Source organism: Conyzicola nivalis, assembly GCF_014639655.1.
Taxonomy (GTDB): Bacteria; Actinomycetota; Actinomycetes; order Actinomycetales; family Microbacteriaceae; genus Conyzicola; species Conyzicola nivalis.
The window spans coordinates 287,213-311,277 of the sequence record NZ_BMGB01000001.1; the positions used below are offsets into that span (position 1 = coordinate 287,213).

27 protein-coding genes are annotated in these 24,065 nt (G+C 70.3%); 8 read left to right on the plus strand and 19 right to left on the minus strand.

Annotated elements, in window-relative coordinates; translation table 11 throughout:
* Window position 1: 1 nt before the first annotated feature.
* The 3 genes from IEV96_RS01465 to IEV96_RS01475 are packed head-to-tail and all read right to left on the minus strand — an operon-like array spanning window position 2 to window position 1,721.
* The gene (locus IEV96_RS01465; RefSeq protein ID WP_188508938.1) at window positions 2–454 is read right to left on the minus strand and encodes a GNAT family N-acetyltransferase; all 453 of its coding nucleotides are present in this window, start codon (window positions 452–454) and stop codon (window positions 2–4) included.
* Window positions 451–1,266, minus strand: coding sequence for an SDR family NAD(P)-dependent oxidoreductase (locus IEV96_RS01470; RefSeq protein WP_188508939.1), 816 nt, complete (start codon window positions 1,264–1,266; stop codon window positions 451–453). The genes IEV96_RS01465 and IEV96_RS01470 overlap by 4 nt, the downstream gene beginning before the upstream one ends.
* On the minus strand, window positions 1,263–1,721 hold the full coding sequence (locus tag IEV96_RS01475) for a hypothetical protein (protein WP_229732936.1): 459 nt from the start codon (window positions 1,719–1,721) through the stop codon (window positions 1,263–1,265). The genes IEV96_RS01470 and IEV96_RS01475 overlap by 4 nt, the downstream gene beginning before the upstream one ends.
* A 23-nt stretch (window positions 1,722–1,744) precedes the next feature.
* On the opposite strand from IEV96_RS01475, the gene IEV96_RS01480 reads away from it, so the two are divergent.
* The gene (locus IEV96_RS01480) at window positions 1,745–2,989 is read left to right on the plus strand and encodes a glycosyltransferase (protein WP_188508940.1); all 1,245 of its coding nucleotides are present in this window, start codon (window positions 1,745–1,747) and stop codon (window positions 2,987–2,989) included.
* On the opposite strand, the gene IEV96_RS01485 is transcribed toward IEV96_RS01480, so the two are convergent.
* The 9 genes from IEV96_RS01485 to IEV96_RS01525 all read right to left on the minus strand — a co-directional run bounded on the left by IEV96_RS01485 (window position 2,986) and on the right by IEV96_RS01525 (window position 13,120).
* Window positions 2,986–4,419 (minus strand): dihydrolipoyl dehydrogenase family protein, encoded by a 1,434-nt coding sequence (locus tag IEV96_RS01485; protein ID WP_188508941.1) that lies wholly within the window; start codon window positions 4,417–4,419, stop codon window positions 2,986–2,988. The two genes, IEV96_RS01480 and IEV96_RS01485, sit on opposite strands and share 4 nt — an antisense overlap.
* Before the next feature lie 79 nt (window positions 4,420–4,498).
* Window positions 4,499–5,308, minus strand: coding sequence for a crotonase/enoyl-CoA hydratase family protein (locus IEV96_RS01490; RefSeq protein ID WP_188508942.1), 810 nt, complete (start codon window positions 5,306–5,308; stop codon window positions 4,499–4,501).
* A gap of 119 nt (window positions 5,309–5,427) precedes the next feature.
* A complete protein-coding gene (locus IEV96_RS01495; RefSeq protein WP_188508943.1) occupies window positions 5,428–6,258 on the minus strand; it encodes an arginase family protein in 831 nt (276 codons plus the stop codon).
* Window positions 6,259–6,909: an NADPH-dependent F420 reductase gene (locus IEV96_RS01500; protein WP_188508944.1), complete on the minus strand. Its 651-nt coding sequence runs from the start codon at window positions 6,907–6,909 to the stop codon at window positions 6,259–6,261.
* Window positions 6,910–6,964: 55 nt separating this feature from the next.
* Window positions 6,965–7,711 carry a PspA/IM30 family protein gene (locus IEV96_RS01505; RefSeq protein WP_188508945.1) on the minus strand — a complete coding sequence of 249 codons (747 nt, stop codon included), beginning with the start codon at window positions 7,709–7,711 and terminating at the stop codon, window positions 6,965–6,967.
* Between the two features lie 43 nt (window positions 7,712–7,754).
* The gene (locus IEV96_RS01510; RefSeq protein ID WP_188508946.1) at window positions 7,755–9,743 is read right to left on the minus strand and encodes a TPM domain-containing protein; all 1,989 of its coding nucleotides are present in this window, start codon (window positions 9,741–9,743) and stop codon (window positions 7,755–7,757) included.
* 116 nt (window positions 9,744–9,859) lie between these two features.
* Window positions 9,860–10,618: a hypothetical protein gene (locus tag IEV96_RS01515; protein WP_188508947.1), complete on the minus strand. Its 759-nt coding sequence runs from the start codon at window positions 10,616–10,618 to the stop codon at window positions 9,860–9,862.
* Complete coding sequence (locus tag IEV96_RS01520; RefSeq protein WP_229732938.1) at window positions 10,608–11,198, minus strand: sigma-70 family RNA polymerase sigma factor; 591 nt, start codon at window positions 11,196–11,198, stop codon at window positions 10,608–10,610. Before IEV96_RS01520 ends, IEV96_RS01515 begins: the two co-directional genes overlap by 11 nt.
* A 62-nt stretch (window positions 11,199–11,260) precedes the next feature.
* Window positions 11,261–13,120, minus strand: coding sequence for a phosphoenolpyruvate carboxykinase (GTP) (locus tag IEV96_RS01525; RefSeq protein WP_188508948.1), 1,860 nt, complete (start codon window positions 13,118–13,120; stop codon window positions 11,261–11,263).
* A 115-nt stretch (window positions 13,121–13,235) separates the two neighbouring features.
* Here IEV96_RS01525 and IEV96_RS01530 point away from each other — a divergent pair, with 115 nt between their 5' ends.
* A complete protein-coding gene (locus IEV96_RS01530) occupies window positions 13,236–14,672 on the plus strand; it encodes a helix-turn-helix domain-containing protein (protein WP_188508949.1) in 1,437 nt (478 codons plus the stop codon).
* 45 nt (window positions 14,673–14,717) lie between these two features.
* On the opposite strand, the gene IEV96_RS01535 is transcribed toward IEV96_RS01530, so the two are convergent.
* Window positions 14,718–15,833 carry a glycerate kinase gene (locus tag IEV96_RS01535; RefSeq protein WP_188508950.1) on the minus strand — a complete coding sequence of 372 codons (1,116 nt, stop codon included), beginning with the start codon at window positions 15,831–15,833 and terminating at the stop codon, window positions 14,718–14,720.
* Window positions 15,834–15,924: 91 nt separating this feature from the next.
* On the opposite strand from IEV96_RS01535, the gene IEV96_RS01540 reads away from it, so the two are divergent.
* Complete coding sequence (locus IEV96_RS01540) at window positions 15,925–16,098, plus strand: hypothetical protein (RefSeq protein ID WP_188508951.1); 174 nt, start codon at window positions 15,925–15,927, stop codon at window positions 16,096–16,098.
* A gap of 195 nt (window positions 16,099–16,293) precedes the next feature.
* On the opposite strand, the gene IEV96_RS01545 is transcribed toward IEV96_RS01540, so the two are convergent.
* Window positions 16,294–17,691 (minus strand): FAD-binding oxidoreductase, encoded by a 1,398-nt coding sequence (locus IEV96_RS01545; RefSeq protein WP_188508952.1) that lies wholly within the window; start codon window positions 17,689–17,691, stop codon window positions 16,294–16,296.
* 102 nt (window positions 17,692–17,793) lie between these two features.
* Between IEV96_RS01545 and IEV96_RS01550 the strand changes: the two genes are divergently transcribed.
* Window positions 17,794–18,228, plus strand: coding sequence for a GNAT family N-acetyltransferase (locus IEV96_RS01550; protein ID WP_188508953.1), 435 nt, complete (start codon window positions 17,794–17,796; stop codon window positions 18,226–18,228).
* A complete protein-coding gene (locus IEV96_RS01555) occupies window positions 18,225–18,722 on the plus strand; it encodes a GNAT family N-acetyltransferase (RefSeq protein ID WP_188508954.1) in 498 nt (165 codons plus the stop codon). Before IEV96_RS01550 ends, IEV96_RS01555 begins: the two co-directional genes overlap by 4 nt.
* Here IEV96_RS01555 and IEV96_RS01560 read toward each other — a convergent pair.
* Window positions 18,709–19,497, minus strand: coding sequence for a putative protein N(5)-glutamine methyltransferase (locus IEV96_RS01560; protein WP_188508955.1), 789 nt, complete (start codon window positions 19,495–19,497; stop codon window positions 18,709–18,711). The two genes, IEV96_RS01555 and IEV96_RS01560, sit on opposite strands and share 14 nt — an antisense overlap.
* Window positions 19,498–19,569: 72 nt before the next feature.
* Here IEV96_RS01560 and IEV96_RS01565 point away from each other — a divergent pair, with 72 nt between their 5' ends.
* On the plus strand, window positions 19,570–19,902 hold the full coding sequence (locus IEV96_RS01565) for a DUF4190 domain-containing protein (RefSeq protein WP_188508956.1): 333 nt from the start codon (window positions 19,570–19,572) through the stop codon (window positions 19,900–19,902).
* Here the strand turns inward: IEV96_RS01565 and IEV96_RS01570 are convergent.
* Window positions 19,899–20,285: a pyridoxamine 5'-phosphate oxidase family protein gene (locus IEV96_RS01570; protein WP_229732940.1), complete on the minus strand. Its 387-nt coding sequence runs from the start codon at window positions 20,283–20,285 to the stop codon at window positions 19,899–19,901. The genes IEV96_RS01565 and IEV96_RS01570 overlap by 4 nt on opposite strands.
* Window positions 20,286–20,403: 118 nt before the next feature.
* Here IEV96_RS01570 and IEV96_RS01575 point away from each other — a divergent pair, with 118 nt between their 5' ends.
* Window positions 20,404–21,165, plus strand: a complete 762-nt coding sequence (locus tag IEV96_RS01575; RefSeq protein WP_188508957.1) for a hypothetical protein — start codon at window positions 20,404–20,406, stop codon at window positions 21,163–21,165.
* On the opposite strand, the gene IEV96_RS01580 is transcribed toward IEV96_RS01575, so the two are convergent.
* The 3 genes from IEV96_RS01580 to IEV96_RS01590 all read right to left on the minus strand — a co-directional run bounded on the left by IEV96_RS01580 (window position 21,152) and on the right by IEV96_RS01590 (window position 23,647).
* Window positions 21,152–21,892: an EAL domain-containing protein gene (locus tag IEV96_RS01580; protein ID WP_188508958.1), complete on the minus strand. Its 741-nt coding sequence runs from the start codon at window positions 21,890–21,892 to the stop codon at window positions 21,152–21,154. The two genes, IEV96_RS01575 and IEV96_RS01580, sit on opposite strands and share 14 nt — an antisense overlap.
* 121 nt (window positions 21,893–22,013) lie before the next feature.
* Window positions 22,014–23,324: a serine/threonine-protein kinase gene (locus IEV96_RS01585; RefSeq protein WP_188508959.1), complete on the minus strand. Its 1,311-nt coding sequence runs from the start codon at window positions 23,322–23,324 to the stop codon at window positions 22,014–22,016.
* A 2-nt stretch (window positions 23,325–23,326) separates the two neighbouring features.
* Complete coding sequence (locus tag IEV96_RS01590) at window positions 23,327–23,647, minus strand: DUF7882 family protein (protein WP_188508960.1); 321 nt, start codon at window positions 23,645–23,647, stop codon at window positions 23,327–23,329.
* 142 nt (window positions 23,648–23,789) lie between these two features.
* Here IEV96_RS01590 and IEV96_RS01595 point away from each other — a divergent pair, with 142 nt between their 5' ends.
* Window positions 23,790–24,059 carry a hypothetical protein gene (locus IEV96_RS01595; RefSeq protein ID WP_229732942.1) on the plus strand — a complete coding sequence of 90 codons (270 nt, stop codon included), beginning with the start codon at window positions 23,790–23,792 and terminating at the stop codon, window positions 24,057–24,059.
* Window positions 24,060–24,065: the final 6 nt, after the last annotated feature.

Sequence of the window (24,065 nt, forward strand, 5' to 3'; positions counted from 1 at the left end):
CTCAGGCGCCGGGAACGCGGTCGTACGTCACCCACTTGGTGGCGGTCGCCATCGTGTCGTAGAGACGCCGCGCGGTGGCGTTGTTCTCGTTCGTGATCCAGCGCACCACGCTGAGCTTCTCGGCGTCGGCGATGCGGGCCACCGCGTCGATGAGCGCACGACCCACCCCCGCACCGCGCAGGTCGGGCCGGGTGAACAGGTCGTCGAGCCAGAGGCCGGTCGTGCCCGACGAGGGCCGGGCGAACCGGCGGTAGTGGGCGAGTCCGGCGAGGGTGCCGTGCTCGTCGACGGCCACGAGCGCGTTCGTCTCGTGACCGGCGTCGCCGATCCAGGCCCACACGCGGTCGACCACGTCGGCGTCGGGTTCGAGCGCGTAGAACTCGCGGTACGCGCTGTAGAGGTCGCGCCACTGGTCGGCGTCCGCCGGTGCGACGGCCCGCACGGTGACGCTCACGCCGTCACGCCCACGAGCTGGGCGCTCTTGATCCACAGGCCCGCGGCCAGGTCCTGGTCATCGGCCTGGGCCCTCGTCCGACCGTAGGGCGCGAGCTGGTCGAAGTAGGTGCCGCTCGGGGCAGGAGCGGCCGTGCCAGAGGCGAGCAGCACGAGCGGTTCGGCGCCCTGCTCGACCGAGATGCCGAGGCCGCCGGGGCGCAGCCGGTAGGACAGCTTGATGAAGGTGCTGTCGGCTCCGAACCCCGTAGCGACGTAGCCGGGGTGGAACGAGTACGCGTCGAGGCCGGTGCGGGCGGTGAGTTCGCGGATGAACATGATCGTCTCGAGCTTGCTCGTGCCGTAGGCCTGCCAGCCGCCGAGCCAGGCGCGCTTCTCCCAGTCGAGGTCCTCGAGCCGCACGCGACCCGCGAGGTTCATCAGGCTCGACGTGGACACGACGCGTGCGCCGCTCTCGAGCAACCGCGGCTGGAGCAGCCGGGTGAGCAGGTAGGGCGCGAGGTGGTTGTGCTGGAAGTTGCGTTCGTGCCCGTCGGCCGTGCGACCGCGCTCGCTCGTGAGGCCGCCCGCGTTGTTCACGAGCACGTCGATGCGGTCGTACCGCTCGAGCAGCGCCGCGGCGAGGGCGCGCACGTCGTCGAGGCGGTCGTAGTCGGCGACGAAGGCGGTGCCGCCGACGGATGCCGCGACCGAAGCAGTGCGCTCGGGGTTGCGTCCCACGACGGCGACGTCCCAGCCCTCGACGGCCAGCCGCCGTGCCGCGACGGCTCCGATGCCGCCGCTCGCGCCGGTAATAACGATCGTCTTCGTCATGCGTAGCCACCCTTGTGGAGTCCGGCCTCGATTTCGAAGCGATTGGTTCGCGCGTCGGAACCGGCGGCGATGTACAGCGGGATGAAAGCCAGCCCGTACTTCTTCCACTGTGCACGGTGAACGGCCTCGTGCTCGAGCACGGCGCGCGAGACGGCGTTGTTTGTCAGGTAGACGGCGCCGATCGTGGTTCCGCCGCGCCCGAAGCTCCACCGCGGGCAGCGGCGGGCGACGATGACGCCGCCGGCGCCGCGGATCCGGCCGAGACTCATCGCCGTGCCCCAGACCAGACCGGCTCCGGTGGCGATCCAGAAGCCGGGTCGCGCGACGACCGGGTGCAGGATGACACGCCTGATGGCGGGTACCCGAGCCGCGGCATCCGACACCCGCCTTGTCGCACGCACGACCCAGGGCGCCCGCGCGACCCACGGAGGGTCAACCGGTCGTGCCTCAGACATACTTCGCACAATACAGTGGGCGTATGGCTGGCGACGTGCAACGGGTGGCGATGGTGTCGATGCACACCTCGCCCGCCGCGAACCCCGGAACCGCCGACGCGGGCGGGATGAACGTCGCGATCCTCGGACTCGCGCGCCAGCTCGCCGCGTTCGGCATCGAGGTCGACCTGCTCACCCGGTCGAACGGCCCGGCCGCGGTGACCGAGATCGTGCCGGGAGTGACCCTGCACGAACTCGAGGCGGGCGAGCTCGGCGTCGTGTCGAAAGACCAGCTGTCGACCGTCGCCGACGAATTCGGCGAGGCGGTGGCGCGGCTCGCCGGCAGGCAGTCACGCCCCTACGACATCGTGCACGCGCACTACTGGCTCAGCGGCATCGCGGCGCTGCCCGTGGCCATCGAGCTCGGCATCCCGTTCGTGCAGAGTTTCCATACGCTCGGCCAGATGAAACACCGGGCGATGCCGACGGGCCTGGTGCTGACCGAACCCGAGCGGCGGGTGCGGAGCGAATCGTTCCTCGCGATGCAGGCCGACGCGGTGATCGCGAGTTCGACCGCGGAGGTCGACAACCTCATCGAGCACGTCGGGGCGCAGGTCGACAAGGTCTGGATCATGCCGCCCGGCGTCGACAGCGGGCTGTTCCGTCCGGAGACCGACGCGGGTGACGCGGTGCGGCTCGCCCTCGGGGTGGAGAGCGGCAGGCCGCTGCTGGCCGTCGTCGGCCGGGTACAGGAACTGAAGGGCCAGCGCCTCGCGGTGCGCGCGCTCGCCGAACTGCCCCAACCCCGCCCGCTGCTCGTGATCGCCGGCGAACCGACCCCCGGTTCGGAGCACTACATGGTGGCGCTGCACAAACTCGCGGTCGAACTGGGGGTGGAGGGCGACGTGCGCTTCGTCGGCGCGCTGTCGAGGGAGGCCGTCGCCGAGCTGCTCGCCGCCGCCACCATCACGCTCGTGCCCTCGCACTCCGAGACGTTCGGGCTGGTCGCGCTCGAATCGGCGGCGAGCGGCACGCCGGTCGTCGCGCAGCGGGTCTCCGGCCTCGTCGAGTCGGTGGCGGACGGCGAGTCGGGCGTGCTCGTCGACTCCCGCGACCCCGCCGAGTGGGCGCGGGTGATCTCGGTGCTGCTCGATGACCCGCTACTCTACGAGGAGCTGTCGCTCTCTGCCCGCCAGTTCGCGGAGGGGTTCAGCTGGGCGGCGTCGACGTCGATTCTGCTGGACGTGTACGAGGGCCTCGCCCAGGGTAAGGCCCGCGGCCGAGCCTAGGGCCGGCCGTAGGTCTCGAGCAGGCGCAGCCAGATCTCGTTCATCGTCGGATACGCCGGCACGGCGTGCCAGAGCCGGTCGACGGTCACCTCGCCCACGATCGCGATCGTCGCGGCGTGGATGAGTTCGCTCACGTCCTGCCCGACGAAGGTGACTCCGAGCACGACGCGGCGCTTCTCGTCGACGACCATGCGGGCGCGTCCGACGTAGCCGTCGGCCTGCAGGCTCGCTCCCGCGACGTTACCGAGCTCGTAGTCGACGACGCGGATCTCGTAGCCGGCGTCTGCGGCGGCCGTGCTTGTCAGCCCGACCGAGGCGACCTCGGGGTCGCTGAACGTGACCTGCGGCACCGACCGGTGGTCGGCAGTCGCGGCGTGGGTGCCCCACTCGCCGTCGTGCACCGCCCGGCCGAGGGCCCTCGCCACGATGACATCGCCGGCGGCGCGCGCCTGGTACTTGCCCTGGTGGGTGAGCAACGCCCGGTGGTTCACGTCGCCGGTGGCGTAGAGCCAGCCGTGGTGGTGGTTGGTCTCGCCGCGCACCAGCAGGGTGTCGTCGACGTCGAGCCAGTCACCGGGCTCGAGCCCGACCGTGTCGAGGCCGATGTCGCCCGTGCGCGGCGCGCGGCCGGTGGCCACGAGAACCTCGGCCGCGGTGACGGTGCCGCCATCCGACAGGGTGAGGGTGACCCCGTCGGCGCCGCGCTGCGCCTTCGTGGGGGAGACGCCGAGGCGCAGGGTCGCGCCGAGCTTCTCGAGCGATTCGCCCACGAGCTCGGCCGCGAAGTCTTCTTCTTTACCCAGGAGGCCGCCGCGCGCGATCACGGTCACGGCGCATCCGAAGCTCGCGTAGGCCGTCGCCATCTCGACCGCGACGACTCCGCCGCCGATGATGGCGAGGCTGTCGGGGATGACCTTGGCGCTCGTCGCGTCGCGCGGAGTCCAGGGTTCGGCGTCGGCGAGGCCGTCGACGTCGGGCAGCAGCGGATCGGAGCCGGTGCTCACCACGACGGCGTGCCGGGCGGTGAGGTTCGTGACGGTGCCGTCGGCCGCCTCGACCGACACGGTCTTGACGCCGGTGAGGCGGCCGTGACCGCGCACGAGCGAGATGCCGGCACCCTCGACCCAGTCGACCTGACCCTGGTCGTCCCAGTTGCTGGTGAACGAGTCGCGGCGGCGCAGGGTCGCGGCGACGTCGAGCCCGCCGGTCACCGCCTCCTTCGCGCCCCCGACGTTCTGGGCGGCGCGCAGGGCGATGCCGCTGCGCAGGAGCGCCTTCGAGGGCATACACGCCCAGTACGAGCACTCGCCGCCCACCAGCTCGCTTTCGATGAGGACGGCGGTCAGACCGCCCTGCACGGCGCGGTCGGCGACGTTCTCGGCGACGGCGCCGCCGCCGATAACGATGAGGTCAAACTCGGTTTCGGTCATTGTCCGAGGCTACCGGGAGCGGCCGACCGGGGGCGAGCATCGGATGTCACGGCTGGCGCCGCCCGCCGCGTGCCGCATCTCAGCGCCCGACGAACTCCGCCGGCTGCCGCGACACGAATGCGCGCATACCGATCGCGGCGTCTTCGCTGGCCGCCAGCCGCACGAGCTCGGGCTGCAGCGCCGCTTCGGCCGCGGCATCCGACTCGCGCACCGCGAGCCGCGCGTTGGCGAGCGCCGCCTGCACGGCGAGGGGGGCCTGGGCGGCTATGCGCCGCGCCAGCTCGAGACCGCGGTCGTACTGCTCGCCGTCCGCAACGACCTCCTGCACGAGCCCGATGCGCAGGGCCTCGGCTGCGTCGAACAGGTCGCCGGTCAGCATCCAGCGCATCGCGTTGCCCCAGCCGACGGCGCGCGGGAAACGGATGGTGGCGCCGCCGAACGGCAAGATGCCGCGGGCCACCTCGATCTGGCCGAAACGCGTGGATTCGGCGGCGACCGCGATGTCGGCGGCGAGGATCAGTTCGATGCCGAGCGTGAGGCACGTCCCCTGCACGGCCACGACGACCGGCTTGCTGAGCGCCACGCCCGAGACCCGCCAGGGGTTGATGCCCCCGTCCGCGGTGATGTCGAGCCCGTCCGCCCCGATGCGTGGGCCGACGTCGGCGAGGTCGAGACCGCCCGTGAAGTGGTCGCCGTGGGCGTAGACGAGGCCGACGCGCAGTTCGGGGTCGTTCTCGAGTTCGGCGTAGGCCAGTGAGAGCTCTTGCAGCAGGCGGAAGTCCGCGGCGTTGCGCTTGTCCGCGCGGTTGAACCCGATGAGCAGCACGTGCCCATCGCGGTCGACGGTGATCCTGCGGTCGCTGGCCGGTGCCTCGCTGCTCTGCGTCATGGCCCCAGCCTATTCACGCCGCCGGGCGCGGCCAGTCGTTCGACAGGATGCGACGAATCATCCGCCCCGAATCGTCCTGTCGACCGGGTGAACCTACAAAACCGTCCTGTCGGGCGACCCTACGGCGAGGTGAGCGCCCCGATGATGCGCAGGATCGTCGGCAGGTCGTCGGCCGCGGCGTCGATGCTCGCGGGGGAGAAGCCGGCGATGCTGGCCCCTGCGATCGGGTGACGCGCCTTGACCGCGCGGATCGCCTGCACGAGGGCGGCGGCGCTGAGCCCGAAGGGGACCGGGTCACTGACCCCGTCGAGCTCCGCCGGGTCGAGTACGTCGAGGTCGATGTGCAGGTAGACGGATGCGGCACCGGTGGCCCCGACCGCGGCCACCAGCCCGTCGGCCGAAGCGAGCTCGTCGACGCCGAGGCGCGCGATGCCCGAGCCGGTGAGGTACCCGTCTTCGCCGTCGTCGACCGAACGCACGCCGGCGAGCACGAGCCGGTCGGCGGCGAGCGGCGCGGCCGGAACCAGTCCGTCGACGCCCTCGCCGAGCAGCGTGCGCAGCACCATGCCGGAGAACGCGCCGGAGGGCGAACTCGCGAGGGTGTTCAGGTCGGGGTGCGCGTCGAACCAGACCACCGCGAGGTCGCCGGCCGTGCGGTCGAGCGCGTGTTCGATCGGGGCGAGCGCGATGCCGCAGTCGCCGCCGATCGCGAGCGCCCAGTCGGGAACGTCGGCGAGCATGGCCCGACTGCGTTCGCGCACGAGTTGGAGCGAACCGAGCCGGGCGAGTCCGGAGCCGAGCGCGTCGCCCGCCTCCAGCGGGACCTCGACGACGCGTGTCGAGGAGGCGGGCAGGTCGCCCCGGATCGCTTCGGCGCCGTCTCCGAGTCGGAGAGCGCGCGACGAGCCGGAGCCCTGCCACTGGGGGATGACGACGAAGGTGGCTGGCACCTACTCAGTATCTACGTTCCGCTCGGCTTCTGCGAGAAGGCGGGTCATCGTGGCCGCGTCGCCCGCCGCACCGTAGGCCGGGGTGTCCCGGTCGGTGCGCCAGCTCTCGCTGAGTGGACCGGCGTTCACGGTGTCGAACCCGAACTCGTTGTACAGGCGGGTGATGAGCGCCGCGGCGTCGTCGAAGTCGCTCGCGGTCACGAGCGCGCGACGGCCTGGTGTGCCCGCCGGTGCTCCGGCCGTGGTGATGTCGCCGAAGGTGATCGAGTTGAAGCCCTTCGCGACGCGGCTCTCGGCCAGGTGCGCCTGCAGCAGGCCGGTCACCGTGGCGGTGCCGTCGTCGAGCTCGGCGATGTGGCCGTCGCGCTCGAAGTAGTAGTTGTTCGTGTCGATCACGATCTTGCCCGCCAGCTCGGCGACGGGGACCTCCGTGTAGTTCTTCAGCGGCACCGTGACGACGGCGAAGTCGCCGGCCGCCGCGGCCTCGGCCGAGGTGGCGGCCCGAGCCCGCGGACCGAGCTCCGCGACGAGTCCCGTGAGCGTCTCTGGTCCGCGCGAGTTGCTGATCACGACGTCGTATCCCGCCGTGATGGCCGCGCGTGCTACCTGGCCGCCGATGTGTCCCGCTCCGATGATTCCGATAATAGTCATGTGTTGCGCAACGAAGGGCCGGCGGGAATGATTCCCGCCGGCCCTCGCGTCGTTTCTACTGTCCGAGCTGCCCTTGCGCCCCGGAACCGCCCGCGCCGAGCTTGAGCGCGGCGAGGCGCGCCTCGATCTCGGTCTGCTTGTCGAGGTCTTCGAGGCTTTCGAACTGGGCGTCGAGGCTGGATGCCGCGAGCTCCTGCTGTCCGAGCACCTTGGCCTCTTCGCGGCGGATCTTGTCCTCGAACCGGCTGATCTCGCTCGTGGGGTCGAGCATGTCGATCGAGCCGATCGCGTCCTGCACCTGGCGCTGGGCGTCGACGGTCTTGGACCGCGCGATGAGCTCGTCACGCTTCGAGGTGAGTTCGCCCAGCTTGCCGCGCATCGAATCGAGGCCGCTCTTGAGCTTGTCGACCACGAGGGTCTGCGAGGTGATGGTCGGCTGCGCGTCTTTCGCCTCCTTCTCGGCCTGGAACTGCTTGCCGAGTGCCACCTTGGCGAGGTTGTCGAACTTGTCGGCGTCGACGGCGTTGCCGCCGTTGCGCAGCTCGTCGGCCTTGGAGCTGGCGGCGAGAGCCTTGCGGCCCCAGTCGTTCGCGGCGGCCACGTCTTCCTCGTAGTCCTGCTCGACGAGACGCAGGTTGCCGATCGTCTGGGCGACCGCGCTCTCGGCCTCGGCGATGCTGTTGGTGTAGTCGCGCACCATCTGGTCGAGCATCAGGGCGGGGTCTTCCGCCTGGTCGAGAAGGGCGTTGATGTTGGCCTTGGCCAGTTGCGAGATACGACCGAGGATGGACTGCTTAGCCATGGGGGCTGCCTTTCGTTGGATGGGTAGGGACTGTTCGCACGTTCTAGAATCGGCCTCCGCCGCCGCGGCGCCCGCCGCGCGAGCCGCCGCCGCCGGAGCGACGGGAGCTGCCGCCGAAGCCGCCGCCTCCGCCGCGCGAGCCGCCGGAACGGCCGCCGCCCGACCAGCCGCCGGAGCCGCCGCCCGACCAACCGCCGCCGCCGCCGCCCGAGAGCAGCCCGCCGAGAATGCCGCCGATGAGTGCGCCGCTGTCGATGCCGCCGATGCTGCCGCCACCGCCGTAGCCGCCGGCCGTCGACTGGGAGAAGTAGTCGACGTCGCCCTGCGCGAGCTCGGTGCCCTGCTGGGCGAGGCTCGCCGCGCGGTGCGCCGACGACAGCGCGGCGACCGGATCGGAGCCCGCGAGTGCCCCCGCCTCGTCGAGCGCCTGTCGCGCTGCCGCGAGCCGGGTGCGCGCGTCGGTGCCGATGCCGCCGCGGCGGGTGGACAGGTACTGCTCGCCCGCGGCGATCTGGGTGCGCGCTCCCGCCATGACCCGCTCGAGCGACGAGCGGGCGCTCACCTCGGCCTGCTGGCGGTCGCGCACGGCGGCCAGGGCCTGGGAGAGCGCTTCGTCGAGGCGTTCGACGCGTTGCAGGGAGTCGACCGGGTTGCGGTCGCTGTCGGGCAGGATGGCCGCGAGCCCCGCGGTGGCCGACTGGACGGGGGCGGACAGGTCGGTCGTCGTGATCGCGCGGGCCTCGGCGATGTCGCGGTTCAGCTCGTCGATCGCGGCCTGCAGGGCGGTCTGCGCCTCGGCGAGTTCGCGGGCGAGCTCGTCGACGGCGTCGAGCAGCTGGGTCGCCTGCGCGACGCTCGACTGCGCGGCGCGCACGGCGACCGCCGCGGGGCCCTTGCTGGCGGAGGCGAGGCCCGCGCGGGCGTTCTGCGAGGTCGTCGCGGCCAGGGCGAGAAGCGTGCGCGCCTGCGCGGCGTTCTCGACGATCGTGGCGATCGTGGCGGGTGCGTACCGGGCGGCGAGCTGTTGCGTCGTGGCCTCGGTCGCCGCGAGCCGCGTCGCGAGGGCGGCGGCCGAGGCGTCCACCTCGTCGAGGATCCGCGGCGCGTTCTGTTCGAGTTCCCTCAGGGAATCGAAGGCGTCGGCCTGTGCGTCGAGGTCCGCGTCGGCCTTCTCGGCGAGCTCGATGAGCTGGAGGGTGAGCGCGCGCTTCTCGTCCGTCGACTCGGGGAACGCGTCGTCGAGCTTCTGCCGGATGGCGAACGCCTGCCCGACCGAGGTCTTGGCCGAGGCGAGCGTCGTCTGGAAGTCGCGCGTCGCATCCTCACCGAACTGGGCGACGGCGAAGCCGAGTTCCTGCTCGCTGGTGCGCAGCGAATCGTCCACCTCGACGAGGAGGGTGCCGGCGCGCTGGTCGAGCTGCTGCTGCGTAGGCTGCCCCGACGGCAGGTTCTTCTCCCCGCTCTTCCTGCGCCGCGCCGCCCGCACCAGGAGGTAGACGATCAGTCCACCGACCGCGACGACGACGAGCAGCACGATCGGCCAGACCGGAAGGCTGCCCGAATCGTTGCCCTCGCCGCGCAGCCCGCCGGCGAAGTCGATCGCGGCGTCGGCCCAGTTGTCGTCACGCAACTGCGGGATCAGGGTGTTGTCGACGATCTCGTCCAGGTCGGCGTCGCTGAGGGCGAAGTCCTCGGTGACCGAGAGCTGGTACTGGCGGTCGGCGGTCGCGACGGCGAGCAGCGCGTCGTCCGACCCGAGCCCGCTGAGTTCGGCCGTCGTGTCCGCCCAGTCGGCGGCCGAATCGGCTCCGGTGAAGCTGTCGACGTAGACCACGAACAGCTGGATGCCGGTCTCGTCGTACAGCTGGTCGAGCGACGACTCGATGCGTTCTTCCTCGCCGGTGACGACACCCGACTGGTCGAGCACGTAGGCGCCCGCCAGATCGACGGGGTCTTGGGCCTGCGCGGCCGCCGGGGCGATGCCCACCAGCGCGATGGCGAGCGCGGCGCCCCATACGATTCGCGACTTCATCGACTCTTCTCCTCGGCTGTCGCCAGTCAGGCTGCCGCCAGTCACGCTACTGACAGTCAATGAGGCGATTCTAGCGAGTCGAGCGCGCCAGGAACCTGAGTGTTCCTATCGGCGCGCTAGCCGATACGCACGGTCGTTCCCGGCCCCGTGACGAGCTCGGCGACCCCGTCGACCGAGACGTCGGCGGCGGCGGTGACCATGTAGTCGCCGGCCGCGACGGGCGGCAGGTCGCTTCGGAACGCCTCGGCCGTGTCGTCCTCCGTCGAGCAGACGACGGGGGCGAAGGATGCCGCGAACTCGAGCGATTCACCGGGCGCGAGGGTGACGTCCTGGATCGACAGGATCGTCGGACCGTTGCTGTGCCAGAGCACGGTGCCGGCCTGCGAGAGGGTGATGGCGGGAGTGGGGGAGGTGTAGCCGACGACGGTCTCGGTTCCCGTGTTGGTGAGGGTCGCGGTGCCGGCGACGGGCGCCGTGCCGACGGGGGAGCCGGGGAAGTCGACCGTGAGCACGAGACCGGTCGCGCTCGGCGCCACCTCGGCGAGCGCGCCGCCGCAGAGGTTGAGCCGATCGGCGGGCGCACGTTTGATGCCCGTCGCGTCCCCCTCCGTGGCCGCCTTGGCTCCGCCGTCAGAGCCGGCCGGTGCCTGTTCCAGGGTGGAGACCGCGGAGTCGCTCGCCGACTGAGCACCGCCGAGCCCCTGTAGACCGGCCACGCCGAGACCCCCCACGGCCAGGACGAACGCGCCACCGATCACCACCTGCGCGGGCAGTCTCCGCGTTTTGCTGCGCCTGATCACGGACGCCGTGTCGATCCGACGCATCGCCGGGGTGTCTCGGTCGAAGAGGTCGCGGAGGTTCGGGTCAGTTGCCATTGCGTGCTCCCAGTGCGGTCGTGCCCAGTGCGGTCGAGCGAGGTGCGGTCGTGCCGTCGTCGGCGCTGTCCGGCTCGGCGAGTGAGATTGCCATCTTGGCGAGGCCGTCGCTCAGGTAGCGCTTGACGGCTCCGGAGCTCAACTCGAGCGTCTCGGCGATGTCGTCGACCTTGAGGTCGTCGTAGTAGCGCAGCACGAGGCAGGCCCGTTCGCGCGGCGTGAGCTTGCGCAGTTCCTCGTGCAGGTCGATACGCGACTCGCTCTGCGCAGCGCGCGAGTCCGTGACATCCGGAACCGCGGTGAGGTGCGCGATCTTGCGCCACCGGGTCGTGTGCCTGCCACGGTCGATATAGCTGTTCAGGATGGCACGGCGAACGTAACCCTCGGCGCTCGCCACCGAGAAACCGTTGCGCAGGCGCCCGAAGGTCTTCACCAGGGCGTCCTGCACGAGGTCGGCCGCGTCGTCGCGGCTTCCGCAGACGAAGTAGGCGTACCGGGTGAGGGCGTCGCCGCGTTCGGCGACGAGCCTGGTCACCACCTGTTGCCACTGCGGCCCATCGGCCGCCACTGCTTCTGCCACGAAAACGCCTCCCGGATTGTGCCTCTATCATCCAAGACGCGCGACGGCGGCAGAACGTTGGGTCAGACGAGCCGGGTGCGCAGGGCCTCCAGTTGGGCGGTCAACTGCGAAGGTACGCGCTCGCCGAATCCGGCGAAGAACTCGGCGACACCGTCGACCTCGCGGCGGTGGGCGGTCGGGTCGACCTCGAAGAGCTTGTCCCAGTCGCCGGGGTCGAGGTCGAGGCCGGACGTGTCGATCGCTCCCGGCGCGGGCAGCACGCCGATCGGGCTGTCGAGGCCGTCGGCCGTGCCCTCCACCCGGTCGAGGATCCAGGCGAGCACGCGCGAGTTCTCGCCGAACCCGGGCCAGAGGAAGCGCCCGTCGGCGTCCTTGCGGAACCAGTTCACCTGGAACACCGCCGGGGCCTTTTCGAGCGTCGCCCCCACCTCGAGCCAGTGTGCCCAGTGATCGGCCATGTTGTAGCCGCAGAACGGCGCCATCGCGAACGGGTCGCGGCGCAGCTCGCCGACGGTGCCTTCGGCGGCCGCGGTGCGCTCGCTCGAGATCGTGGCGCCGAGGTAGACGCCGTGCTCCCAATCCCGCGCCTCCACCACTAGCGGCACGGTGCTCGCGCGGCGGCCGCCGAAGATTATCGCGTCGATGACGACGCCTTCCGGGTCGTCCCAGTCGTTCGCGATGGTCGGGCACTGGCGTGCGGCGACGGTGAACCGCGAGTTCGGATGCGCCGCGGGGGTCGCCAGGGACGGGGTCCAGTCCTCGCCGCGCCAGTCGACGAGGTGCTCGGGCGCGTGCTCGGTCATGCCCTCCCACCAGACGTCGCCGTCGTCGCGCATCGCGACGTTGGTGAAGATCGTGTTGCCCCACACCGTGTCGATGGCGACCGGGTTGGTGGAGACGCCGGTGCCGGGGGCGACACCGAAGAACCCGGCCTCCGGGTTGATCGCGCGCAGGCGGCCCTCGGCGTCGGGACGCAGCCACGCGATGTCATCGCCGATGGTCTCCACGCGCCAGCCGGGCACCGTTGGCTGCAGCATCGCGAGGTTGGTCTTGCCGCACGCGCTCGGGAAGGCCGCGGCCACGTGGAAGACGCGGCCGGCCGGGTTGGTGACCTTGATGATGAGCATGTGCTCGGCGAGCCAGCCCTCGTCGCGCGCCATCACCGAGGCGATCCGCAGCGCGAACGCCTTCTTGGCGAGCAGGGCGTTGCCGCCGTAGGCCGAGCCGAACGACCAGATCTCCCTGGTCTCGGGGAAGTGCGAGATGTACTTCGTCCCGTTGCACGGCCACGCAACGTCGCGCTGGCCGGACTCGAGCGGTGCGCCGACGGAGTGGACAGCGGGAACCCATTCGGTGTCGTCGTCGATGAGGGCGAGGGCCCCGGCGCCCATGCGCGTCATGAGGCCGGTCGACACGACGACGTAGGGGGAGTCGGTGACCTGCACGCCGAGCTTGGCGAGGGGTGAACCGAGCGGACCCATCGAGAACGGCACGACGTACATGGTGCGGCCGCGCATGCTGCCCGAGAAGAGGGGCTCGAGTGTGGCGCGCATCTCGGCCGGGTCGCGCCAGTTGTTGGTCGGGCCGGCGTCGCTCTCGAGCGCGGAGCAGATGAACGTGCGGTCCTCGACCCGTGCGACGTCGCTCTCGTCGCCGCGGGCCAGGAAGCTGTTGGGGCGCAACTCGGGGTTCAGCCGGGTGAGGGTTCCGGTCTCGAGCATGAGCTTGGTGAGCAGGTCGTTCTCGCGCAACGACCCGTCGCACCAGACGATCTCGTCGGGCGTGGTGAGCGAGGCGATAGAGGCGACCCAGGCGACGACGGATGCCGCGGCGCCCGCCGGGGCGCCGGGGGCGAGTCGCTCGGCCGGTCGCCGTTCGGGCGTCACGATCTGGGTGGGCGCGGTGCGGGCTAGAAGGCTCATCCGGTGCTCCAATCGGTCCATAAATACGTTCGTAGTTACATGGTGGGGCGAAAACAACCCCGCTTCCGCTCAGTGGGACTAGAAAGAATCCCTCTTCTTTCGCTATCGTCGCCAAATGAAGGATCTTGCGACACTCGGCCACCGCATCCGTCACTACCGCTCCGATGCCGGCCTCACCCTCGACCAACTGGGCCAGCGGGTCGGCGTTGCCGGCAGCCAGCTGTCGCTCATCGAGAACGGTCGGCGGGAGCCGCGGCTGAGCCTCATCGGGTCCATCGCGGCGGCGCTCGGCGTGGCTGTCTCCGAACTGCTCGACGATGCCCCGCCGAGCGAACGAGCCGGCCTCGAGATCGAGCTGGAACGGCTGCAGCGGGGGAGCGTCTACGCGTCGCTCGGGCTGCCGGCCGTGCGGCCGGGCAAGAACGTGGCCGACGAGACGCTCACGGCGCTCGTCGGGCTGCATCGCGAACTCGCGCGGCGCTCGCGGGAGGCGATCGCCACCCCGGAAGAGGCGAGGCGCGCCAACACCGAGCTGCGCCAGAAGCAGCGGTCGCTCGACAACCACATGGCGTCGATCGAGGACATCGCCGAGCGCGAGGTCGCGGCCGTGGGGCACGTCGGCGGAGCGCTCACCCACCGCTCGGTCACGCGCATGGCCGAGCGTCTCGGATTCGAACTCGTGCACGTCGACGACCTGCCGCACTCCGCCCGCTCGGTCACCGACCTGGAGAACGGCCGCATCTACCTGCCGCCCGCCTCCATCCCCGGCGGGCACGGACTCCGTTCCATGGCATTGCAGGCGATGGCGCACCGGGTGCTCGGGCACACGGAGCCGGAAAGCTACGCCGACTTCCTGCAGCAGCGGCTCGAAATCAACTACTTCGCCGCGGCCTGCCTGATGCCGCTGCGCCAGTCCGTCGATTTCCTCCGCGAGGCGAAGGGCAAGCACGACATCGCGGTCGAGGACTTCCGTGACGCCTTCGGCACCACCCACGAGAGCGCGGCACTGCGGTTCACCAACCTGGCGACGGCGCACCTCGACATGGAGGTGCACTTCTTGCGGGTCGGCGACGACGGCGCCGTCTACAAGGCCTACGAGAACGACGGGTTGCGCCTCCCCGTCGACGTCACCGGATCGACCGAGGGCCAGCTGGTGTGCCGACACTGGAGCTCGCGCGTGGCGTTCGCCCGCACCAACCGCACCACGGAGTTCTACCAGTACACCGACACCCCCGAGGGCACGTTCTTCGACTCGACGCAGACCGGCTCCACGAGCGCCGGGGAGTTCTCGATCACCGTCGGGGTGCCGTTCGTGCACTCGAAGTGGTTCCGCGGGCGCGAGACGACCAACCGGCTGACCTCGACCTGCCCCGACGAGTCGTGCTGCCGCAGGCCCGACACGCGGTTGTCGCAGCGGTGGAGCGGCAAGGCCTGGTCGAGTGCCAAGCTGCACGCCCACATCCTGTCGCCGCTGCCCTCCGGAACCTTCCCGGGGGTCGACGACCAGGAGCTCTACGAATTCCTGGAGCGCCACGCGACCCAAGCGGGGTGACGCGGGGTTTCGGTATGGCCGTGGACCGGGCGCCCTCCCACAGGCTCAGGGAGCGATAGGGCCGAAATGCCGCGCCGCCGCGGCTCCCGCGTCGCGCAGCCAGTGGGACGGCTCGGCGATGGCCGACTCGACCGAGCCGGCGAGCTCGGCGAGCGAGACGGTCCACACGGTCTGTCCGCGCACCGTCGCGGTCGCGGCGATCTGTCCCGCGATGACACCCGCCCGCACGGCGCGCTCCTCGGCCCGCTGCAGCAGCTGGCCGACGACCTTTCCGCCGAGGGACTGGCTGTCGAACCTTCCCTCGCCGAGGACGAGCACGTCGGCGCCGTCGATGGCCGCCCCGAGCCCGCTGAGCACGGCGAGGTAGTCCGCGCCCGACTCGACGGTGGCGCCCCAGACGGAGGCGAAGCCGAAACCGGCCCCGCCCGCCGCGCCGGCTCCGGCCTGGGCGGCATCGCCGCCCAGCACGCGGGCCAGATTGGCGAGCGCGCCGTCGAGCAGGTCGACGTCGGCGGCCGTCGCGCCCTTCTGCGGGCCGAAGACCGCGGCCGCGCCCGCCGGACCGAGAAGGGGCGCGGTGACGTCGGTGAGCAGCACGACGCCCCCGGCCGGCGCGGCACGGAGGCCCGTGCGGTCCACGCTCTGCAGCCTGGCGAGCGCGGCGCCACCGTCGGGAAGCGGCGAGCCCGTGTCATCCGCGAGTCGCAGTCCCAGAGCGGCGAGCGCCCCCGTGCCGCCGTCGGTCGATGCGGAGCCGCCGAGACCGATCACAAGCGACGTCGCGCCGGCGTCGAGCGCGGCGCCGATGACCTCGCCGAGACCGCGGGTCGTGGAGCCGAGGGCGTCCGGTGCCTGCATGAGCGGCAGGCCGCTCGACTGGGCGAGTTCGACGACCGCCGCTCCGCTGGGAAGTTCGAGCCATTCGCCGGGGGTGGGGCGGCCGTCGGGACCGGTCACGAGCCCGGCCGAGCGTCGCACGGATCCCGCGACGGCGGCCTCGATCGCGTCGATGGTGCCCTCGCCGCCGTCGGCCTGCGGGATGAGGGTGAGTTCGTCGCCGGGGCTCACGCTCCGCCAGCCGGAGGCGATCGCGTCGGCGACCTCGCGGGCGGAGAGCGACCCCTTGAACGAATCGGGGGCAATGACAATCGACGGCGACATGGCGCCAGCGTATCCGAGGCTCGGCGCCGGTTTCGGCTTTTCGCCGCGCGGGTGGGCTGGACTGCCCCCGAGGGTTGACTAGAATCACAGCATGAACGTCATCGCCTTCGTCGTGTCCCTGGGTCTTTTCGTCGGAGGGATCCTGATCATGGGCTACTCCTTCGACTTCGAGGGTTTCCAGTTGCCGAGCTTCTTCGCCGGCCTGCTCATCACGAGCGCCGGCGTCGCGCTCCCCATTCACGTGCTGAAGCGAATTGACGGCTAACGCCACAACCGATCGAGGGAGTCACCATGGCTGACAAATCACCCAAGAAGTCCACACCGAAGACCGCTGCCGGAAAGTCGCTGAAAGAAAAGCGCGCCGACAAGAAGGCCAAGGCCAGCGACAAGAACCGCTAGCCGAGCCCCGGATGCCCGTCACCGAAAGGTGGCGGGCATTCGTGCGTCAACGAGGCCGGCGCTACGGCCCGACCGACATCGGGCGCACGTTCTGGTTGAGGTGGAAGAGATTCTCGGGGTCCCACTCCGCCTTGATCGCCGCGAGCCTCGCGTAGTTCTTGCCGAAGGAGGAGCGCATCAGGATGTCGCCTTCCTCTTGGAAACCGGCGAAGTTGAGATACCGCGATCCATCGGAGTACGGGGCGAGGGCGGTGACGAGGCCGCGCGCCCAGGCGATGTTCTTCGCGTCGTTGTGGGCGTCGAGCCAGTTGGCCTCCGGGTTGACGAGGAACTTCGCGCGGGACGTGGCGAATGCACCGTCGACCGGTTGCGCCGCGGCACCGGCGACGTGCCAGACGTCGACGGTGCTGAGCCGGGAGGCCGGCGAGGCCGCGGAGGCGGTGATCAGGTCGATCGCCGGGTCGCCCAGATCGAGCTGGTTGGTCGACTTCCAGTAGTAGCGGCCGCCGTCGGGATAGTCGTCGTCGAACGCGGCCTGCGCTTCGACGTAGGGCATGGTGCCCGAGGCGTCGAGCAGCGGCGTCCCGAACTTGCGCAGCTGCCGGAGGGCGTGCTCGCCCTCGTCCGGGTCGCCGATGTAGACGCCGGCGAAGGCCACGAACGGCGTGCCGACCGCCTCGGGCGCGAACCCCTGCGCCGCCTCGTCCACGACGCCGAGCAGTGCCACGAGACTCACGTTGAACGGCGCCGTGCTGCAGAAGTTGCGGAAGGCCTTGAGTCCGCGCGTGCCGCCGCCGTTGCGGGCGTCGTGGAAGACCATCAAAAAGTAGACCTCCGGGCCCACGGCGTGCAGGCGGAAGGTGAACCGGGTGACGACGCCCACGTTTCCGCCGCCTCCGCGAATCGCCCACAGCAGGTCGGGGTGCGAGCGATCGGCGACGGTCACCACCTCGGAGTTCGCGGTGACCAGTTCTGCGCCGACGATGCTCGCGCAGCTGAGCCCGTAGGCGTTGCGCAGCCAGCCGTACCCGCCGCCCAGCGCCAGCCCGGCCACGCCGGTGCGAGAGAACACCCCGCCGGGAACCGCCCGCTCGAAACGCTGCGTCTGGGCGTCGACCTCGCCCCACGTGCATCCCGCGCCGACCTCGACCGTGCGCCGCTCGCGGTCGACCTCCACTTGGTCGAGCGCGCGCAGGTCGAGCACCAGCCCGTCGTCGACCGTGCCGTGGCCCGCGACGTTGTGTCCGCCGCCGCGCACCGCCACCGGTACGCGGTTGGTGCGCGCGAAGGTGACCCCGGCGACCACGTCGTCGGTGGAGGCGCAGCGCAGGATGGCGAGCGGTCGGCGGTCGACGACCGCGTTCCAGACACGGCGAGCGTGATCGTAGGCCGGGTCTCCCGGCACGATCAACTCGCCCGTCACCACCGCCCGGAGCTCGTCGATTTCGCGATCCAGCATGGTCGACCCCTGGTTCTCCAGCCGCGCCGCGCTGCACCGCCCGGCGTCGCCTCACGATAGGCACGGGCGACGGACGGCCGCAACGGGGTGTTGGATGGATGCATGGCAGCGGCGGTTTCCTTCAGACAGAGCGGCGATGCGGATGCGGCGTGGATCGCCGACCTCCGGGCCGAGGTGATGCGTCCCGACCTCGAGCGGTTGGACATCTTCGACCCGCTGTGGGTGCGCGAGCGGTTCCTGCGCGGCTTCGTGCCGCACAACACCCGGCTCATCGTCGTCGACGGCGAGGCCGTCGGCTCCGTCGCCGTCCGCTCGGAACCGGGCGAGCACTGGATCGAGCACTTCTACATCGCGACCGCGCACCAGGGCCGCGGCATCGGCGGCGGGGTGCTGCGACGCGTGCTGGGGGAGCGGGCCGACTCGCGTCCGTTCCGGCTCAACGTGCTGCGGGGCAGCGCCGCCCGCACACTCTACGAGCGTCACGGCTTCCGCTTCGAGCACGCCGACGAGATCGACGTGTTTATGGTGGCTCCATGACCTTCACCATCCGCAGCACCCGCGCCGACGACTGGCGCGAGGTGAAGGCCCTGCGCATCGAGATGCTCGCCGACACCCCGAATGCCTTCGGCGAGACGCTCGCGCAGGCGCTCGGCAATTCCGAGAGCGAATGGCGCACCCGGGCCGCCCGCGGCGAGAACCCGGCGGGTGCGCAGCTGGTGGCGATCGCCGACGACGGACGCTGGATCGGCACAATGGGCGCGTACGTCACCGCCCGATCCGAGGCGTTGCTCGTCGGCGTGTACGTGACGCCCGCCTACCGGGGGATCGAGAGCGGGGTGACGGATGCCCTGCTGTCCGCCGTCGAAGAATGGTGCCGACCGCGCTTCGTCACCCTGACCCTGCACGTGCACGAGCAGAATCCGCGTGCGCGCGCGGCCTACGAGCGGCGTGGCTTCGAGTACACCGGACAGCGCATGCCCTACGTGTTGGACTCCGCGGAGTTCGAACTGGCGATGGTCAAGCGCCTCTAGTCGTGTCGCGACGGCCGAGCGTGCAGACCACCGCCGTCCCGTCGAGCTCGTCAGAGCGTCTGACCCGCGCGCTCAACCCGGCCGCTCGTGCGACCCTGACGGTCGAGGCCGCCTGCCGCTCGCTCGACTCGATAATCAGCCGTCCGCCGGGCGCGAGCCACTCCGCGGCCTCAGCGGTGATGCGGCGGTGCAGGTCGAGGCCGTCGATACCGCCGTCGAGCGCGACGAGCGCCTCGAACAGTCGTGCCTCGCGCGGCATCATCGCGATGGCGTCGGTCGGGACGTAGGGCGCGTTGGCGACGACGAGGTCGACCCGGCCGCGCAGCCGGCCGGGCAACGGTGCGAAGAGGTCGCCCTCGAACACCGACTCGGGCGGGAGGTTGCGCCGCGCGTTGCGCACGGCGGCCGGGTCGATGTCGGTCGCGAACACGGCGACGGTCGGCTCGGCGGCGAGCAGCGCGGCGCCCACCGCGCCCGTGCCGCAGCACAGGTCGACCACGGTGCGGCCGGCCAGGCCGAGCTCCGTGGCGCAGCGCACGAGCAGCTCGGTGCGGCGGCGCGGCACGAACACCCCGGGATCCACCGCGAGCCTCAGGCCAGCGAACTCGACCCAGCCGAGAACCCGTTCAAGCGGGAGCCCCTCGACGCGGGAGGCGACCATGCGCTCGAGCTCCACCTCCGAGTCGGCGGCGTCCACGAGCATCCGGGCTTCGTCCTCGGCGAATACGCAACCCGCCGCACGCAAGCGCGCCACAAGCTCTGCGGGGTCGGACATCGCCTCAGCGTACCGAGGCGACATCGGCGCCGATAGGAGCAATCGGGCCGGCTATGCCGCTACGCTCGGCACATGAGCGATCTTCCCCGAGTCCCCGAGCCCGCCCAGTATTCGACTCCCGTCACGCCGCCGCCCTACGGCGCGTACCCGACCGCACCCGGCACCAACGTTTTGGCGATCATCTCGCTCGTCGCGGCGTTCCTGATGCCTATCGCCGGGGTGATCACCGGCCACATCGCGCTCGGGCAGATCCGCCGCACAGGTGAGCAGGGCGAGGGTCTGGCGAAGGCCGGTCTCATCCTGAGCTACGTGTTCATCGGCCTGGGCATCCTCGCCGCTATCGCCTACGTGATCTTCTTCGTCGTGCTGTTCTCGGCGAGCGAGTACTCGAACACCGGCTTCTAGGCGCGCAGTCCGACCGAGGCCAGCACGCGGTCGACGTCGATGCGGATCACGACCCGCTTCGGATTGGGCTGCGGCTGGCGGTAGCGGGCGGCGTACAGGTTCTCGGCGAGGGTGATGTCGGCGCGGTCGCGTTCGATGACGGCGCTGCCGACGAAGCTGATCCAGCGGCGTCCGTCGACCTGCCCGACCGTGGCGCGCCCGTCGCGCTCGATGTTGCGCACCTTCTGTGTGCCGTCGCTCGTGATGATGCGCACGACCCCGTCGTGCAGCGTGAAGCCGACGGCGATCTGATGGATGGCGCCGTCGCGCGCCATGGTCGAGAGCATGGCGAGGTGGCGGTCGGAGACGAATTCGAGCCCGGCGTCGGAAAGTTCGGTGGTCACCCGTCCAATCTAACCTCGTGCCGTGGGTCCGGATCACGCGCGGCCGCGCCGCTGGCTATCCCGGTCCGGATCTGACACCGTGGTCGCGGGGTTCGTCCATCCCCGAGAAAGCGAACCGATGAATCTCAGCGCCCGCGCAGACTCGCGCGTACTCATCCGGCAGGCACCCGACCCACGGCTGTGGACCGGCGTGGCCGGCATCGTCGTCGCGATACTCACCCTCGTCGAGTCATCCGTCGCTACCTTCCTCGTCGGTCAGCGGCCCCGTCTCGACGACCGTGAGGCTCTTGCCGAGTTCATGGCCTCGGCCAGCACGCCGACGCTGATCGTGATCCTGCTCGACACCTTCCTGATGGCGTTTCTCATCGTGTTCCTCGCCGGCTTCCGCCAGCTGATCACGAAGACGCGCCCCGACATCGAGTGGATCGCCGACCTGGCCTTCGGCGCCGGCCTCGTCTTCGTCGGGGTCACCCTCGTCGGCGACGCGATGGAGGCGGGCGCCGCCCTCGATTCGATCGGTGCCGTCTCCGATCCCACGGTGGTGCGCGCGCTCACCGAGGGACACGCGCAGATGTTCGGCTCGATGGGCTGCGTGCTCACCGCCCTCGTGGCGGCGGCCGCGGCGCACGTGATCTTCCTGTCGGGTGCGCTGCCGCGGTGGACCGGCTGGCTCGCCTACGTCGTCGCGGCGCTCAACGCGGCGGCGGTGCCCACGATGTTCGCCGGAACCAACGAGCCGACGTTCTTCTCCGCCGGCGGTCCGGCTATCGCGTTGTTCGCGACGTTCCCGTGGCTCGTCTGGGTCGGTTCGGTGGGAGTGACCGCCCTGCGCGACCGGCGGCTCGCGGATCGGGAGTCGGACGCCGCTACGAGACGGTGAGCAGCTGCGCGATCTCGGCTTCGGTGGTGGGGCGGCTGAACAGGAAACCCTGGGCGCGGTCGCACCCGAGTTCGATGCAGCGTTCGAAGTGTTCCTCGGTCTCGACGCCCTCGGCGACGACCCGGAGTCCGAAGTCGTGGGCGGTCCTGACCGCGTCGCGCAGGACGGCGGGGGCGGTGTGCAGCCCGCGGATCAGCGACTGGTCGATCTTCAGCTCGGTCGCCGGCAGCACGAGCAGTCGGTCGAGCGACGAATGTCCGGTTCCGAAGTCGTCGACGGAGATACCCAGCCCGAGAGCGCGCAGCTCGATGAGCCGCTCGTTCACCTCGGGCACGTCGGCGATCGGCAGCGATTCGGTGACCTCGACGATGATGCACTCGGGTGAGAGCGAGTGGCGCTGCAGGTTGGCCTGAACGCGGTCGAGGAACTCCAGATCGAGCAACTGGGCCGCGGAGACGTTGACCGCGACGTCGATGCTGCGGCCCAGAGCCTGCCATTCCGCCGCCAGGCGGCAACCCTCGTCGATCATGAAGTCGCCGATCTCGTTGATGAGGTCGTGTTCCTCGGCGATCGGGATGAAGATGTCGGGCGGTACCGAACCGAGTTCGGGGTGGTTCCAGCGGGCGAGAGCTTCGACGGCGACGATCTGACGGGTGTGCACGTCGATCTGCGGCTGGAAGAGGGCTACGATTTCACCGCGGGTCACCGCGCCGTGAAGGTCGGACACTAGATTCACTTCGCACTCCGGATCTCTTCGACGGCCTTGCAATCACACAAGCCTCGTTGTCCGTCAACCCTTTTGCAATGGCAATTTTGTGTCGACGATTACCCGTACACTACTCCGCCGCTTATGCGAGCGTCGGCGCGCCCGGCGCGGGCGCCACGGCGGGAGTGCGCGAGAACTCGAATTCCCGCTCGGCGAGAGCCGCGACATCCGCGAGATTCTGCTCGTCGTACGCCGAGGCCATGTGCTGTCGCTCGTCGAGAACCCAGAGCGTTCCGAGCTGACGTCCGTCCTCGCCCGAGAGCACCGCGCCCGTGACCCGTCGGATGTAGGAGCTGCCGGAGAGCAGGGGGCTCGGACTGTCGCGCGGGTCGACCAGCAGGGCGGTCGGGTCGATCAGGTGCGCGTCGATGCCCACGTGGGAGACGATGTTCGGCTCGCCGTTCTCGTTGGCGACGATGATGATGATCGCGGCGTTGAGGAGTCGGGAGGCGATGCGCGAGATGCGCGAGAAGGCTTCGGATGACACTTCGGCCACCGCCGGAGCGGCCGGTTGCACACCCGCGGGCACCGTCGGAGCCGCCTCCGCCTTGCGTTCCAGCCCGATGAGCTCACCGAGCGCCTGCACGACCTCGGTGCTCGACGGGCGGTCCGCGGGCTCGCGCGCCGTCATGGCCGACAGCAGGTCGGCCCACGGCGCCGAGAGCGTCGCGGGGATGACCGGGTCGCGCACGAGACGGCCGGTGGCGCTCTCGAGCTGGGTGCCGGGGAATTCGTTCTTACGGGTGAAGCACTCGAGCAGGCTGAGCCCGAGCGAGTAGACGTCGGAGGCGGGCTGGATCGTGTCGCGCATCGCCTGCTCCGGGCTCAGGTACGCGGCCGTTCCGAGTGTCTCGCCCGAGTCTGAGACGTGCGTCTCCATCAGGACGGCGATGCCGAAGTCGGCGAGTTTGGCGCGTCGACGCTCGGCGTTGCCGCCGTAACGCACCATCAGCATGTTCGCCGGCTTCACGTCGCGGTGGATGACCCCGTTGCCATGGATGTACTGCAGACCCTCGGCGATGTCGAACCCGATCTGGGCGATCTCGAGACCGGTGAGGGGCTCGGTCTCGATGAGGGTCTTGAGCGTGGAACCGGTGACGAGTTCCATCACGAGGTACATGCGGGACCTGGCGCGGTTCTTGTTGGCGACGATTCCCGCGTCGATGAGGGTCACCAGTCCATGGTGGTTGAGCCGCGCGAGAACCTGGAGTTCGTGCTCCTGGCTCGACACTTCGGCGATCTCGCCGAGCGGGGCGTTGAACAGCTTGACCGCCACCTCGCGGTCGAGAAACTCGTCGTGGGCGCGGTACACCGACGCCATGCCGCCGCTGCCGATGAGCGAGAGGATCTGGTATCGGTCGTTGAGCCGCGAGTACGGCTGGGTGTCGGGCACGATCAGTCTTCTTCGGGGACCGCCGGCTTCTCCGCCGGCTCCTCGCCGACCTGCATGCCGAGGGGTGTGGCCGCAGTGAGCATCAACTGGTCGAGCCAGGTGCGGTTCACGCTGGCGGCACGCGAACCAGAGTAGAAGAAGTGCAGGGGCACGCCGTTGTCGATCCAGATCGAGTGACGACCGCTGCCCTGTTTGTGGTGGATTTCCCAGGTGAGGAAGAAGTGCTCGGCGCGCCGGAGCTTCGCACTGATCGCGATCTGCAGGTGAGTCGCAGTTCGGTCGTCGAACTCGAACTCTTCGCTGTTGTATTTCAGGTAACCCACGTGCGGTCTCGTCTCAAGTCAGTGAACTCCGGCGCGGAAAGGGTGCGCGATCGGCGCGAAGGCGGTGAACTGCCTTCGGTCAAGGGTAACGTGTGAGGTCGAGTGGTAATTGCGCCCTCGGAATTAGGAGTATGGGGTTTCAGTGATCATCAACAGGCTGACGGTCGACGGCAAAGACTATTTCCTTCCGGAACCGATCACCGAGCTGCGCGAGCAGATTCTGAAGGCGATCCAGAACGGCGGCGGATACGTGAACATCCCGCCGTTGAACAGCGGTCCCGGCGTTGACATCCTGTTCTCCCCGGGCATGCCGGTGGTCTGGGCTCAGCTCGCGATGGGAGCCGACCCCGCGGACGGCGAGCCGTCGGCGACGCCTCTCGAGCACCACGACGCCACTTTGGACTCGCTGTAGGGTCAC

Bases quoted from the DNA above. Each gene is read 5' to 3' on its own strand.
- IEV96_RS01470 (WP_188508939.1), bottom strand. From the start codon at position 1,266: ATGACGAAGACGATCGTTATTACCGGCGCGAGCGGCGGCATCGGAGCC.
- IEV96_RS01550 (WP_188508953.1), top strand. From the start codon at position 17,794: ATGGCAGCGGCGGTTTCCTTCAGACAGAGCGGCGATGCGGATGCGGCG.
- IEV96_RS01525 (WP_188508948.1), bottom strand. From the start codon at position 13,120: ATGAGCCTTCTAGCCCGCACCGCGCCCACCCAGATCGTGACGCCCGAA.
- IEV96_RS01555 (WP_188508954.1), top strand. From the start codon at position 18,225: ATGACCTTCACCATCCGCAGCACCCGCGCCGACGACTGGCGCGAGGTG.
- IEV96_RS01545 (WP_188508952.1), bottom strand. From the start codon at position 17,691: ATGCTGGATCGCGAAATCGACGAGCTCCGGGCGGTGGTGACGGGCGAG.
- IEV96_RS01510 (WP_188508946.1), bottom strand. From the start codon at position 9,743: ATGAAGTCGCGAATCGTATGGGGCGCCGCGCTCGCCATCGCGCTGGTG.
- IEV96_RS01540 (WP_188508951.1), top strand. From the start codon at position 15,925: ATGAACGTCATCGCCTTCGTCGTGTCCCTGGGTCTTTTCGTCGGAGGG.
- IEV96_RS01575 (WP_188508957.1), top strand. From the start codon at position 20,404: ATGAATCTCAGCGCCCGCGCAGACTCGCGCGTACTCATCCGGCAGGCA.
- IEV96_RS01515 (WP_188508947.1), bottom strand. From the start codon at position 10,618: ATGGCAACTGACCCGAACCTCCGCGACCTCTTCGACCGAGACACCCCG.
- IEV96_RS01475 (WP_229732936.1), bottom strand. From the start codon at position 1,721: ATGTCTGAGGCACGACCGGTTGACCCTCCGTGGGTCGCGCGGGCGCCC.
- IEV96_RS01500 (WP_188508944.1), bottom strand. From the start codon at position 6,909: ATGACTATTATCGGAATCATCGGAGCGGGACACATCGGCGGCCAGGTA.
- IEV96_RS01530 (WP_188508949.1), top strand. From the start codon at position 13,236: ATGAAGGATCTTGCGACACTCGGCCACCGCATCCGTCACTACCGCTCC.
- IEV96_RS01480 (WP_188508940.1), top strand. From the start codon at position 1,745: ATGGCTGGCGACGTGCAACGGGTGGCGATGGTGTCGATGCACACCTCG.
- IEV96_RS01505 (WP_188508945.1), bottom strand. From the start codon at position 7,711: ATGGCTAAGCAGTCCATCCTCGGTCGTATCTCGCAACTGGCCAAGGCC.
- IEV96_RS01485 (WP_188508941.1), bottom strand. From the start codon at position 4,419: ATGACCGAAACCGAGTTTGACCTCATCGTTATCGGCGGCGGCGCCGTC.
- IEV96_RS01490 (WP_188508942.1), bottom strand. From the start codon at position 5,308: ATGACGCAGAGCAGCGAGGCACCGGCCAGCGACCGCAGGATCACCGTC.
- IEV96_RS01560 (WP_188508955.1), bottom strand. From the start codon at position 19,497: ATGTCCGACCCCGCAGAGCTTGTGGCGCGCTTGCGTGCGGCGGGTTGC.
- IEV96_RS01535 (WP_188508950.1), bottom strand. From the start codon at position 15,833: ATGTCGCCGTCGATTGTCATTGCCCCCGATTCGTTCAAGGGGTCGCTC.
- IEV96_RS01565 (WP_188508956.1), top strand. From the start codon at position 19,570: ATGAGCGATCTTCCCCGAGTCCCCGAGCCCGCCCAGTATTCGACTCCC.